At 41.8% G+C, this 13,337-nt stretch carries 16 protein-coding genes; 2 read left to right on the top strand and 14 right to left on the bottom strand.

Annotation, left to right across the window (positions count from 1 at the left end; genetic code table 11):
• Nucleotides 1-129: 129 nt before the first annotated feature.
• The 8 genes from LC454_RS01545 to LC454_RS01510 form a co-directional block, all read right to left on the bottom strand.
• Entirely contained in the window at nt 130-768 is a 639-nt protein-coding gene (locus LC454_RS01545) for a GNAT family N-acetyltransferase (RefSeq protein ID WP_223578482.1), read from the bottom strand.
• 12 nt (nt 769-780) lie between these two features.
• Entirely contained in the window at nt 781-1,608 is an 828-nt protein-coding gene (locus LC454_RS01540; protein ID WP_223578480.1) for an ABC transporter ATP-binding protein, read from the bottom strand.
• The gene (locus tag LC454_RS01535) at nt 1,605-2,621 is read right to left on the bottom strand and encodes a FecCD family ABC transporter permease (protein ID WP_223578478.1); all 1,017 of its coding nucleotides are present in this window, start codon (nt 2,619-2,621) and stop codon (nt 1,605-1,607) included. Before LC454_RS01535 ends, LC454_RS01540 begins: the two co-directional genes overlap by 4 nt.
• On the bottom strand, nt 2,618-3,619 hold the full coding sequence (locus tag LC454_RS01530) for an ABC transporter substrate-binding protein (RefSeq protein ID WP_223578476.1): 1,002 nt from the start codon (nt 3,617-3,619) through the stop codon (nt 2,618-2,620). Before LC454_RS01530 ends, LC454_RS01535 begins: the two co-directional genes overlap by 4 nt.
• Nucleotides 3,609-4,088 carry a hypothetical protein gene (locus tag LC454_RS01525; protein WP_223578474.1) on the bottom strand — a complete coding sequence of 160 codons (480 nt, stop codon included), beginning with the start codon at nt 4,086-4,088 and terminating at the stop codon, nt 3,609-3,611. Before LC454_RS01525 ends, LC454_RS01530 begins: the two co-directional genes overlap by 11 nt.
• A gap of 82 nt (nt 4,089-4,170) precedes the next feature.
• Nucleotides 4,171-4,899 (bottom strand): hydrogenase nickel incorporation protein HypB, encoded by a 729-nt coding sequence (gene hypB, locus LC454_RS01520; RefSeq protein ID WP_120258501.1) that lies wholly within the window; start codon nt 4,897-4,899, stop codon nt 4,171-4,173.
• 13 nt (nt 4,900-4,912) lie between these two features.
• Nucleotides 4,913-5,257, bottom strand: a complete 345-nt coding sequence (locus LC454_RS01515; RefSeq protein WP_223578472.1) for a hydrogenase maturation nickel metallochaperone HypA — start codon at nt 5,255-5,257, stop codon at nt 4,913-4,915.
• An 88-nt stretch (nt 5,258-5,345) separates the two neighbouring features.
• On the bottom strand, nt 5,346-5,744 hold the full coding sequence (locus LC454_RS01510) for a hypothetical protein (RefSeq protein ID WP_223578470.1): 399 nt from the start codon (nt 5,742-5,744) through the stop codon (nt 5,346-5,348).
• 204 nt (nt 5,745-5,948) lie between these two features.
• Here LC454_RS01510 and LC454_RS01505 point away from each other — a divergent pair, with 204 nt between their 5' ends.
• Nucleotides 5,949-6,689: a YqjF family protein gene (locus LC454_RS01505; protein ID WP_223578468.1), complete on the top strand. Its 741-nt coding sequence runs from the start codon at nt 5,949-5,951 to the stop codon at nt 6,687-6,689.
• Nucleotides 6,690-6,915: 226 nt separating this feature from the next.
• Here the strand turns inward: LC454_RS01505 and katG are convergent, their stop codons facing one another.
• Entirely contained in the window at nt 6,916-9,195 is a 2,280-nt protein-coding gene (gene katG / locus LC454_RS01500; protein WP_223578466.1) for a catalase/peroxidase HPI, read from the bottom strand.
• A gap of 268 nt (nt 9,196-9,463) precedes the next feature.
• Between katG and LC454_RS01495 the strand changes: the two genes are divergently transcribed.
• The gene (locus LC454_RS01495) at nt 9,464-10,045 is read left to right on the top strand and encodes a DUF4126 domain-containing protein (RefSeq protein WP_223578464.1); all 582 of its coding nucleotides are present in this window, start codon (nt 9,464-9,466) and stop codon (nt 10,043-10,045) included.
• Nucleotides 10,046-10,120: 75 nt separating this feature from the next.
• Here LC454_RS01495 and LC454_RS01490 read toward each other — a convergent pair whose 3' ends face one another.
• The 5 genes from LC454_RS01490 to LC454_RS01470 form a co-directional block, all read right to left on the bottom strand.
• Nucleotides 10,121-10,573, bottom strand: coding sequence for an Hsp20/alpha crystallin family protein (locus LC454_RS01490; RefSeq protein WP_121125958.1), 453 nt, complete (start codon nt 10,571-10,573; stop codon nt 10,121-10,123).
• A 107-nt stretch (nt 10,574-10,680) separates the two neighbouring features.
• Nucleotides 10,681-10,974 (bottom strand): hypothetical protein, encoded by a 294-nt coding sequence (locus tag LC454_RS01485; RefSeq protein WP_223578462.1) that lies wholly within the window; start codon nt 10,972-10,974, stop codon nt 10,681-10,683.
• Nucleotides 10,975-11,227: 253 nt separating this feature from the next.
• A complete protein-coding gene (locus LC454_RS01480) occupies nt 11,228-11,566 on the bottom strand; it encodes a hypothetical protein (RefSeq protein WP_223578460.1) in 339 nt (112 codons plus the stop codon).
• Nucleotides 11,567-11,576: 10 nt separating this feature from the next.
• Nucleotides 11,577-12,134 (bottom strand): RNA polymerase sigma factor, encoded by a 558-nt coding sequence (locus tag LC454_RS01475; RefSeq protein WP_223578458.1) that lies wholly within the window; start codon nt 12,132-12,134, stop codon nt 11,577-11,579.
• Between the two features lie 193 nt (nt 12,135-12,327).
• Nucleotides 12,328-13,317, bottom strand: a complete 990-nt coding sequence (locus LC454_RS01470) for an FAD:protein FMN transferase (RefSeq protein ID WP_223578456.1) — start codon at nt 13,315-13,317, stop codon at nt 12,328-12,330.
• Nucleotides 13,318-13,337: the final 20 nt, after the last annotated feature.

Here is a 13,337-nt window from a genome sequence, read left to right as displayed (position 1 = left end):
CTACGAAGATCTTATTGAAATAAGATTCTAAACAGGGACAGTTCCTCTGGAATTATTTTTTATCTTTTATTGCTGATTTATTTTATTTCTTGCATTCAGCATGAATTCAGTTCACAAAACTGAATAGCCTTATTTTGACAATTCCAGTTCCGCTAAACATTTCCGTTTACCAGGCTGCCCCAGCAGTAGCTCCATGTGAATTGTCGGAAAGCCCAATTCATCGCAGCATTCTTTGAGATAGAAGCCTTGTTTTAACCAGAATTCATGGGCTCCCTCCAAAAAAGGATGGGTGTGTAAGTAAAGTCTTTCGACCGCTTTCTCCTTGGCCACCTTTGTCAATTGGCGGAAAAGTGCTGTTCCAAGTCCAGAACGACGGTAATCGGGGTCGACAAAGAGACGCGCGACCTCCACAGTCTTCCGGGCGTCTAAATCCAGATGCGGAAAACGATAGTCATAAGCGAGCATACCGATCACACCGACCAGTTTTCCGCTGTTGTCCCTTGCCTGTAGAAATGTTCCAGCTTGTTCATCCAGATACAGCTGTTTAAAGTCCAGCAAATCTCTGGGAATCTTTTGCGGGTCAAGCATGGGAAACAGCTGTTTCCGAAATTCAATAACATAAGGTAACACCGTTTCCAGATCCTGAACAGTGGCTGTACTTATCGCAATATTTCTGATTGAATCTGTCTTTTGCATACCTATTTTATTCATACTATTTCGTTTTTTGCGTCCATTGCCGCCACTAGGATCTGTACCTTGTTCGCACATTGTTTACAGCCTTTATAGCTTATTATTTACGCCTTCCAGTTCAAGGGATTTTATCGGAGCCCAGTCATGTGCATGAAGCATGGGTGCAAACATCCATTTCCCTTGGTTTTCCAAACTGATCAATGGCAACTCATAGGTCTGTTCCAATACTTTCCGAACCTGCTCTCTGTTCATCCCCTGTAGATCCACCAGTGTATTGTCCCGCATCAAATAAAAGTGGTCGCCAAAAAGATAGGCCATATTGGGGTCGTGCATAACACAGAGCACAGTTGTACCCTCCTTGACCAGTTCTTTAGCGGTCTGCAAAACGGCAATCTGATAGTTCAGGTCAAGATGGTTTGTCGGTTCATCCAAAAGCAACAGATCAGGCTGTTGCACCAATACCCGACAAAGCAAGACCAGCTGCCGCTCCCCTCCTGACAGGGATGTATATGATTTATGCTTTAAATGTGCGAGATTAAATTTCTCCAGGATTGTATCCACAGCCTCAAAATCTTCACGGCGCGGTGAAAAGTTGGAGAATGATGCACGTCCTGTTAAAATAACATCCGCCACCTTAAAAGGGAAAGTTGTCTGATGAAACTGGTTTAAGAACCCCAGTTTAAGCGCATTTGATTTGCCAACCTTCCAGTTTCTACGTTCCGTTTCACCGATCAATACCGATCCCTGATAGTGTTTCTCCAATCCGGCAATAACATTGAACAGGGTCGACTTACCGCTACCGTTCCGGCCCAGAATAACCGAAAGCTTTCCCTCCGGAAAGGACACATTGACGTCCCGCAAAATAGTATCCTTACCATAGGCAAAGGATAGGTTTTTGATATGGATGGATTTGCTCATGAGTTCCAGTTAATTTCGTTCCGGCGCATCAGGTAGATAAAGAGTGGAGCGCCAATAATCATTGTAAATACCCCTATCGGAATTTCGAAAGGCATGACTGCACGTGAAAAATCGTCAATCAATAACAAGAATGTCCCCCCGATACTGATATTCGCCCAGACGACAATATTATTGTTGGGACCAAAAATCATGCGGCTGATATGTGGAACAATGAGTCCAAATAAGCTAATCACGCCTACTGCAGCAACAGCTGATGCGGTGATCATGGTCGCAACCCCGATCATCACCAATTTCAGGAGTTTTGGATTCACCCCCACAGCAATTGCTTCCTGATCTCCCAATGCCAACAAATTCAATTTCCAACGCAATAAGATCAATATGATCAATCCGATCACTATCGGTAAAAAGGCGTTCTGCACTTTTGACCAGGAGGCAGTATGGAGATTTCCCATCGTCCACTGCACAATAGCCTGTAATTTATAAGGATCACTGATATATTGTAACAGGGTAAGCATCGCCGTAAATACCCCTGAAATAACCATTCCTGCCAAAACCATCCCAATGATGGATGTTTTTAAACCGGCATTGGATACAAAGTAAGTCAAGGCCACAGCACAGACACCAAAAAGAAATGCCGAAACATTGACGGACAAAAGTGGAAACAGCATGGCTAAGGCGGCACCGAAAGCAGCACCGGAAGATATCCCCAACGTGAATGGGTCTACTATAGGGTTTCGAAAAATCGCTTGTAAGGTCCCTCCAGATGAGGCAAGAGCGGCACCGACCATAAAGGTCAATAAAATCCGCGGCAAACGTACTTGCCACAAAATGGTATCCATGCTGCCCATCAATACCGTCGTATCATTTCCTTTATAAAGCCCTAATTCCAATCCGATACGCTGGCAGAGTTCGATAAAACCAATATGCTGACTTGAGCCGATCAATAATGAAAGCAGGAGCAGCACTAATGGCAATATCGCCAGCAATAAAAGCTTTTTTAATTGAAGTATCATTGCAGAAGCCCCGTTTTACCGTATAATTTTTCAAAAGCCATTGTCATATCCTGATCGAGCTGCTCCTTGGTATAACTCGGAAAACACCAATGCCGCACCTGTTTGGCAAAGAGCATAAATTTCACGGTATGTGGATCAAAAGGAAAGGACGGTGACATCACAAATACCTGTTTATTTTTTACGGCGGGCAGTGCGGCCAACTCTTTCAAATTGTAAACATCAGAACTTTTGGAATTCCATAGAATCATGAGATCGGGATTCCACTTATAGATCGTTTCAGCCCCTACATTTGGCGCTTCCATTTCTAAGGGACAGGCATTTGCCGCCCCAGATAGGCGGATGGCCATGTCAATGAGACTACCTCTTCCCGAGGTCGAAAGTACACGTCCTTTTGACCAGGCATAATAGACCTTCTTTTGCGGTTGATCGAGCGGAGCTGCCATCTTTTTGACCTCATCGCCGACAAATTTCACAATTTCCTCAGCCCGTGCTTTCTTGTCCAAAAGCGTTCCCATTCCGATCAATTCGTTAAAGATACTGGTTTCATCTTTCGATGAAAAAGTGAAGACGGGAATACCCAAATTTTCGAGCTGTGTGATATTATCCTGATCGGTATTGAATGTCAGAACAAGATCCGGGTTCAGGCTTACGATGCTTTCTACATTGTTGGCCTGACCGCCAAAAGTTGGTGTGGCGATACTTTTCTGAACGATACGTGGGTCTAATTTCGATAAAAAAGCGTAGGTATCTTCCATTTGATAGACTTGCTCAGGAATGCCGACCAATCGGTCACTGGCCTGTAGCATATAAACCTCATCCACCAGAGAGGGATACAGGACAACAACACGTTGGGCCGGTCGCTCCAATGTGATTTCCTTGCCGCGGCTATCCATGGCCTTCACACCATTTTTACTTGCATTGGACTGTTGGTTTTGGCATGCTTGTAAGCATACAAGCAAAACAAGTGGCAACAGCACTATATATATTCTAATTTTCATGCTTTCTGCTATTCTTTAGCTGCTGGCGAATCCGATTTTCTGAAAGCAATATCGCTTTCTCCAATTGGACAGACGCACCATATTTCGCCGCAATTTGCTCATATAGCCGACCATCATACGGCAAATGGAGAGACTGGAACAGATCGGCCTGGAATATCGGTAAATGCCTATTACCGACGAAATAACCAAAATCTGCCAGTTGGGCAAAATCCGAGGGGTTAAACCTGATCGCCAAGGTCGACTTAACAGCGACGATTGCCTGAAATTCCCCATTGTGATACAGGGCGTCTCCATGATGCCACTCCTGCCCCTGCTCCAATTGCATCAGGATCGTCTTGCCAGACAAGGTATTTCTGGTCAAACGACGTTTATTTATTTCAAACCATTCGATGTATACCCGATCTACCTGATCAATGCTGGCTTGCGACCGGCGCACAATGGTATCTATCGTTATCGGCAATCTATTCATTGTTAAGTAGTGTATGTCTTTCAAACTTTGCGCTGTGATCAAACATCATTCTATCTGATGGTTGATCACCTTCGCGCATTTACTATTTCGCTGCAGCGACTTTCTGTTGTTCTTTTTTCAGTTGGACTTTCTCTTTTAACCAGTCACACCAGCTATCAAGGCCATCTCCATTCAAGGTACTGATCGTAATCACTTCCAGGTTTGGATTGACTTCACGTGCATCTTTTGTCACGGCATCTACAGAGAAAGGCACATAAGGTAACAAGTCTGCTTTTGAAACAAGCATCAATTCGCTGGTCAAAAACATACGTGGGTATTTTTTTGGTTTATCATCACCTTCTGTTGTCGCCAATAAAGTGACCCGATAGTCTTCTCCAAGATCAAAAGCCGAAGGGCAAAGTAAGTTTCCGACATTTTCGATAAATAACAAATCAATGCCTTCGATATCGATGTGATCCAGTGCCTGCAGAATCATTTGTGCTTCGATATGGCACATACCGCCGGTAACGATCTGCAACGCATTGATTCCAACATCACGCATACGGATCGCATCACGTTCCGTTTCAGGATCTCCCACTAATACAGCAATGTTTAGATCTTTTGAAAGACGCTTTCCAGTCTCTTGCATCAACGTTGTTTTACCAGAACCCGGAGAAGAACATACATTAATCACACATACATCTTTCAGTCTGTCGCGGATACTTTTGGCGACAAAATCATTTGCCTTTAATAAATGTAGGGTGGTATTTTCACATTGAACCGAACCGACACGGTTACCTAAGCTTTTAGGATTTTGAGTATTGTCTGACATGATAAATGATTTTTTAATCGTGTTTAAAAATTACTTTGGAAATATAGAGTTCATTTCCTTGAACAATTGTACTCGAAGGCTGTCCACAGTCGCAGACAAATCGGTGAAAATGAACAGGAAAATTCTTCTGACAGTACTCACAATAGGCGATAATATCATTTACCACAACCTCCATTTCCATATCCCGATAATGGGTATTTTCGGTGATAAATGCATCAAAAGCATTTTGGATCAGCACAGGCTGCACATTGGACAATAGTCCGGCTGTCACCTGAATTTTCTGGATATCATCTACTCTGGTCTCGTAATGCGAGGTCAAGGTATCGAAGATATCCTTTACTATACTTAGCTCGTGCATTGGTATATTTTAAGAAATCAATAAAATAAATTAGAAAAGAAATACGATTTTTCGTTCGATTTCCGTTAAGCATAAAAGCTCAAAAACGCTAAAATGGGATTTTTATTTGCTCAAAAAGCAGGAACCGTGCTATGGGAATCGGTTCAATATCCAAAATATGCAGATAACGGTAGTCGTTCTGCAATGCTGAAGGCTGTAATTCGTGCCAGAGCAAATCGACGATAACTACCCAGCGGTCTGTTAACCAATCCAGATTATTCTCGACGTCCAATTCGGCGATAGATTGCACCGATGGATATAAAGGATCTAAATCTGGATTGTCTATTTTTAGCAGGGCGGAAAGTGGAAAATCAGCTTTATTTGGTTCAGTTTTTAGAGAAGATTGCTCGTCGTGAAAACTATCACTTTTCGGTACAATACTGTTTGCATTTAAACTTTTAAATGAAACAAACAGAACTGTAATTAGAAAAATAAAGTGCTTCCACATAGCTGTAAACTAACAAAGTAACAAGTTTCCCTTTGAAAACAACACAAAGTTACTACTGATCAAACAACAAAAAGTAGCACAAATCTTGAATTTTATTTCACAAAATAGGAAAAGCCCAAAGAAAATTCCATAATTCTTCATATATTAAATTAAAATTTGGTTAAAGCGAGATTAAAATGATCTTAGAGGCATAAATTGACGATTTTGGCACAAAAAATTAAAACAATTTTAAGAGACTATAATCATCGTCCATGGCCTCTACCAAACAGCCCCTGGCGATACTATCAGGAATGGCTTGATTTACTCTTTTTACATTTTCAAGTCGATTATGATCTACTCCGGCCATTAGTTCCTGCCGAATTGCAAATCGATCAGCATGAAGGTAGCTGTTATGTATCTTTGGTTGCTTTCAAGATGCAAAATATCCGTCCCAGATATTTACCTGCGTTTCCGCCCATCTCGGACTTTTATGAGATCAATGTACGCACCTATATCGATCAGAATGGTAAAAAGGGTGTTTATTTTATCCATATTGAAGCCAGTAAATACTTATCCGCATTAGTCGCAAAAAAGTTGTCGGGTCTGCCTTACGAAGAGTCCACCATGATGCGGGATGCACAAGGGTATCACAATCTCAATCAAGAAAGGGGCTTTAGCTTGAAAACAATATTTGAGGTGACCGATGAGTTCAAAATAAAATCCAGCCTTGATACCTGGCTTACAGAACGCTATTGCCTTTACTTGGACAAATCCGATGGAATCTATTGTTTCGACATTCATCATCCGGAATGGCCCTTGTTTTCAGTGCAGCTGCAAGAATGCCAGTTGAACTATACAACGGGGGATATTCATCTCCATAACGAAAATATTGCGCTTATGCACTACTCTCCAGGTGTACAAGTGCTGGCCTGGAACGCTGTAATGATCAAGCTCCACCAACGATAACAATAACACCTACATTCACGTTTTCTGAGCCGAATTAATCTGCCGAAATGCAAAATCCCAAGAGAGATTTACATTTCCTATCAAAAGATGTGTTTTCTTTCACATCAAATACCGAATAAAAAAGGGCTTGCATTTATTAAAAAGTACAAGCCCTCCTATTATTATTGGTTTTTAAGCTTCCATTTCTGTTTTTTAAACTTACTTTATGGAGCAAAGACCATACCGACTACCGATGGAGATCAAAACGATCTAATTCCATCACCTTATTCCAGGCAGCGACAAAATCCTTAGCGAATTTTTCTTTCGCATCAGCACTACCATAGACTTCAGCAACAGCTCTTAATTCAGCGTTAGAACCAAATACCAGATCCACGCGTCCAGCAACCCATTTCTTTGCGCCCGTTTTACGATCTGTTCCTTCAAAGAGTTCCCGATCTTGTGAAATTGCTGTCCAAGCTGTCCCCATATCCAATAGGTTCACAAAAAAATCATTGGTCAACTGTCCAGGGCGTTCCGTCAACACACCTGTCTGAGAGCCATCAAAATTAGCTTGTAATACACGCATACCACCGACCAAAACGGTCAATTCCGGAACAGATAAAGTCAGTAATTGTGCTTTATCAATCAATAATGATTCTGTGGAGACTGTGTAGGAACCTTTCCGATAGTTTCTAAAGCCATCAGCAATAGGTTCTAAATATCCCATTGATTCTACATCAGTCTGTTCTTGAGAAGCATCCATACGTCCAGGATTAAACGGAACCTTCAGCGCCTGTCCGCCAGCTCTTGCCCCCTGTTCGATTGCTGCTGCACCGGCAAGGACAATTAAATCAGCCAACGATACTTTTTTACCACCTTGTTGTTTACCATTAAAATCCTGTTGGATCTGCTCCAGCACAGTTAGCACTTTTTGCAATTGCGTCGGGTTATTAACCTGCCAATAACGTTGTGGCGCCAAACGAATGCGGGCTCCATTTGCTCCACCACGCATATCCGACCCTCGGAATGTAGAAGCCGAAGCCCATGCAGTAGTCACCAACTCCGAGATACTAAGACCTGAAGCCAAAATAGCAGATTTTAAGCCTTCAACATCGTGTTCATCCACCAATACATGATCTACGGCTGGAATAGGGTCTTGCCATAACAATTCTTCGCTCGGGACTTCAGCTCCAAGATAACGTTCACGTGGTCCTAGATCACGGTGCGTCAATTTAAACCAGGCGCGTGAGAAAGCATCTGCGAAAGCATCCTGATCTTCATAGAATTTACGGGAAATCTTTTCGTAAACAGGATCAAAACGCAAGGACAGATCCGTTGTCAACATCGTAGGTCTACGTTTTTTATTTGGGTCAAAAGGATCGGGAACACTTGAATCAGCTCCTTTTGCCACCCATTGATGCGCACCTGCGGGACTTTTTGTAAGTTCCCATTCATTTTCAAAAAGATTTTTAAAAAAGAGGTTCGTCCATTCGGTCGGTTTTTGAGTCCAGATAACTTCCAGACCGCTGGTAATGGCATCAGTACCTACCCCCGTACCGTAACTGCTTCTCCATCCGAGCCCTTGTTGTTCAATCCCTGCAGCTTCGGGCTCCTTACCAACATTATCGGCTGGTCCGGCACCATGTGTTTTTCCAAAAGTGTGTCCTCCTGCGATTAGCGCAACAGTTTCCTCATCATCCATCGCCATACGACCAAAAGTATCCCTAATATCCTTTGCCGCTGCAATAGGATCCGGATTTCCATCAGGTCCTTCCGGGTTCACATAGATTAATCCCATCTGTACAGCTGCCAAAGGTTTTTCGAGATTGCGTGAATGTTCTTTACCATCAGCATTATCATCCGCTGATAAAACACCATGCGATTCAACCACACCTTCAGAACCATGTGCATACCGTACATCACCACCTAACCAAGTTTTTTCTGATCCCCAGTATACATCCAATTCCGGTTCAAAAGCATCCACACGTCCTCCTGAAAAGCCAAAAGTTTTAAATCCCATTGATTCCAGTGCCACATTTCCCGTTAGGATCAATAAATCTGCCCACGAAATATTCTTACCATATTTTTGTTTGATCGGCCACAACAGTCGACGTGCCTTATCCAAGCTCACATTGTCAGGCCAACTATTTAAAGGTGCAAAACGCTGCTGTCCAGAACCTGCACCACCGCGACCATCACTTACACGATAGGTTCCTGCACTATGCCAAGCCATCCGAATAAATAAGGGACCATAATGTCCAAAATCTGCCGGCCACCAATCCTGTGAATCTGTCATCAATACATGTAAATCTCTCTTAACGGCTTCCAGATCCAATTGTTTGAAAGCTTCAGCATAATCAAAACCTTCATCCATTGGATTTGATTTCGTCGCATGCTGTCTCAAAAGATCCACACGAAGTCTATTTGGCCACCAATCTTGATTTTGGGTTCCCCCTCCCGCAACGGCGTTGCGCATAGTTCCATTATGAAATGGGCATTTGCTAATGTCTTTTTCGTTGTTGTCCATATGAAAAGAAAGTTTATTTATATAATACCTTAAATGATCAAATTGTTTGACTTTTACTTTCATAAAATTAAACAAATACACGATCGGCTACTCATCGAATGATTCGATACAATATAATCAAAATCTATAAATATAACTAAACATTATAAAAACAAACAGTTACAACGAACAGGAGACGCTATTTGTCCCGACCGTTCACAACAATTTTAAAAACAAAAAACACTCTTTTTTTATTCTACTAATAGATAGAACTAAGCATCCATTTATTATGGGGGAATTATCCACATATCTGGTCAGTGCATTTATTGGTATTAGTCTGGCTGCGGCAACAGGTTTCCGAATTTTTATGCCTCTGTTTTTGCTCAGCTTGGGCTGTCGTCTGGAATTATTTCAGGTGGGTAATGAATGGGCTTGGGCAGGTTCCAACTTGGTACTGATCACCACAAGCATCGCGATGGTTATCGAAGTTGCCGCTTACTACATACCCGTTGTTGACAATATTCTGGATACCATTTCCATTCCTTTGGCAACGATTGCGGGAACATTACTATTTGCGGTACAGTTTACAGATATTTCTCCGTTTTTCCGCTGGTCAGCGGCCATTATCGCCGGAGGGGGAACTGCGGCGACGATCAGTACAGTACTGGCTGGTACAAGAGCCGCTTCTTCCATCGGTACTGCGGGTCTTGGCAATTTTATTATTTCGACCATGGAGACCATTGGTTCCTCCGTCTTAACCATTCTAGCCATATTCGTTCCTTTTATGGCTGTTTTGGTCGTTTTCGCCTTATTCTATTTCTTCGGGAAATTTGGAAAAAAACAATTGCAAAAGAAGCTCAAAAAAACATAAAAAAGAAAAGCCCTCCCCTTAACATTGAAACTATGGGGAGGGCGCGAACTATAACCACACTGCAATCCGTCAAACCTAGTCTATGATAACTTCTTGTGGTCTTTTTACCTTGTCAAGGTCCTTGGGAAGAATGACGGTTAGTACACCATCTTCGAAACTGGCATGTACGTTATCTGTAAGCACTTGTTCATTTAATTGAAATTCACGCTCAAATGCAGTGCCCAAATGCTCCTTATAGATATAAGCTGTCGCATCGTTTGTATTTTCTGTACAGGAAATCGTTAAGATTCCTTCATTTATACTCACCTGAAATTGCTCTTTCTTTCGGCCGGCAGCAAATACCTGCACTTCGTAGAACTCAGAATTTTCAGAAATATTTACAGGAACAAATTGCTGTCCCTCCCCGCGCTGTCCAGCTTCGCCTTCAAAAAAATGCTGTTGAAATTTTTCAAAACGGTCTTTGAAATGTTGACCGCAAAATCTATTTTGATTTGAATATCTGCTGGAATAATGATCTCTTTTAAACATGTCTTTATTTTTTTAGTAATGAATATTGTGTATTGCGCAATGAGCAGTCCAAGGAACTTCACTATTGCCGCTATTTATGTTATTTGGTTTCCTACCAAGTCCTGATATTAATATACCGGAACAATTGTCGCATTCTTAGCCCGTTGTTGTTTGTGTAAAGGAACGATTGCACTATTCGTCCTCGACGCACTGTACATTTCGGGGTGGATCGGAGCCTTGTCCATTTTAAATGAACGCATTTCTCTCCTACGCATTTTGGCCATTGCAAAGCTTCCTATTCCGAATAAGATCGTTGCAACCAACAACAGCTTAAAGATCGCTCCCATAATCAAGCTGGCTAAACCCACTATTACCGTCAATGCGATCAAGCGGGGTAATATAAATCGAATTTTATTTTTCATTTTTTCTTTAATTTAATTGTTCTTTAAACCCAAAATCTGTCAATCCACTTATCGGTAACCCTATTCGTTATCCGATATACTTCTTTCGTTGTCAATTTCTCAACCCGTATAATTGTTGCATATCGTTAGTAACAGATCATCGCGGCCTGTCATTACCTTTACAGTGTTTCTTCAGCTTTTGACATAAAAAAAGGCGCCTTTATAGAAGAAGACGCCTGTATCAGGTTTTTACTTTAAAAAATTTACTTTTTTTTCAGAATCCACATCGTCCATTGAAACGACGTTTCCATTCCTCACGCAAACGCTCCCTTTCCTCTTCTGAAAGATCTTCATGGCGGCCCATATCGGGGGGAAAATTTTTACGGAACCCGCCCCTTCCCGGCTTACCAAATCCACGTCCAAATAGAATCCGTGATAGCACAAACAGGCCAAACGCCTGCCAATACGTGATTGCCTTCAAATTGAAAATATCACACATCAATGTATTCCACAGATATTGCAACAAGGCTACCAGCAAGAAAACTCCAATGATAATGGCAACAAACACAAAAGCAAATTTACCTTTTCCTTGTCTTCTCATTCTTCTATTCATAGCTTTATTTTTAAAATTTTAATTCTTCATACAAGTTCCGCAAACGTAAACGCAGATGTTTTACAGCATAGCCCTTTCTGCTTATTATCGTTTTCAGATTTTCATTTTCCATGTCGGCAATCTCCTGCAAGGTTTTATCTTCAATTTCATTGAGCATAAAAACCCGACGTTGTTTTTCGGGCAATTCTTCGAGGGCTTTCATCAATTCATCCCAAAAAATGTCTTTGAATAATTTAAGTTCAGGATTGTTCGAATCATCGGCCAGCAGAAACTGACGTATCGGAAAGGCCGTATCCACTTCCTCTCCATCCGCCATTAATTCATCAAGTGACTCATCTTTCTTCTTTCGATAACTATCCGTAATCTTGTTTCGCGTTACAGCATACAACCATGCTCCAGCATTTTCCAGTTCGTCCATATTGGTCAAACGACTGAATTGATACCAGACCTCCTGCAAGATATCCTCGGCATCTTCCGTTTTTTTGACCTTTCCTTTTACAAAACGCAGCAATTGACTCCCATAAGTCTTGACGATGTCTGTAAATGATCTGGAGTTTTTTTCTGCCATATGATTTTGGTATCCAATGTCCATAATTACATAGACGAACCAACAAAGCTTTTACTCTAAATTATTTTCAGCTGTGATGCAGTTATCTGATTTATTCATCGACTGTATGTTTTAAGCGGCATTCATGAGTTCAATCGTTCGGTTCACTCGGTGTAAAGAAATCATGATGGTTACATGAACTACAGGTTGTTGTTTAATAGGATGACTTGTATTTATCCCGGACAACCTTTCCTTTGTCTGTAATAAAGATAAAACGATAATTTGGAAAATTACTGATTAATTTCTTTCCTTCTTTTTCACCCAGCACCATAATGGAAGTACTTAGTGCATTGGCTATTTCTGCCGACGGTCCATAGATTGTTACCGAAGTAAGCCCGGTAGCTGGATATCCAGTAATGGGATTAATAATATGGGAATAACGTTTTCCATTGATTTCGGCATATTTTTCATAGCTTCCCGAGGTAGCCACCGCCATTTCATTCAAGCGAAGAACCTGGACCATCTGATGTGATTTGAAGGGGTTATTCACCCCAATCTTCCAGGGTTCACCATTTGGTTGGCTACCCCAGGTAGATAGATCCCCGGAAGCATTGACGATCCCGGCAGTGATTCCACGGGCTTTCATGATCTCCCTTCCCCGATCCGCGGCATAGCCCTTCCCGATCGAGCCAAAACCAATTTTCATGCCCGGAAGTTCCAAGAAAATAGTCGAGGCAGCACTATCCAAAACAATATGTTTATAGCCAACTTTGGCAACCGAATTTCTGATCGCATCCTCAGAAGGCATTGTATCCATACTGCCATCAAACTTCCATATTTTATCTAAAGCGACAATGCTAATATCAAAGGCTCCTTGTGAATTCCGGCTGTATTGAATTGCCCTTTTGGTCAGGTCAAATACTTCGCGGTCAACTTTAACAGGTTTAATCCCTGAATTGCGGTTGACCTCCGAAATCTGCGTATATGGACGCCACTCCGAAATTAGGTTTTCGATACGTTCAATCTCTGCAATGACTTCGACAATATGCTGGTTGGCCTGTACGCTATCCTGATCAACTAGCGTGATCTCAAAAACAGAGCCCATAAGGGTTACCTGTTTTTTAAGCGTTACCTGTGAAAAACCGTTAGCGACGGTTATCAACCAAAATATTGAAATCAGTAGATACTGCTTATAATAATTCATTACCCATTGTCAAAATAAAT

It is taken from the genome of Sphingobacterium sp. GVS05A (genome assembly GCF_019969845.1).
GTDB lineage: Bacteria > Bacteroidota > Bacteroidia > Sphingobacteriales > Sphingobacteriaceae > Sphingobacterium.
The sequence above is the reverse complement of the archived record's forward strand: the minus strand, read 5'-3'. Positions and strand labels throughout refer to the sequence as shown.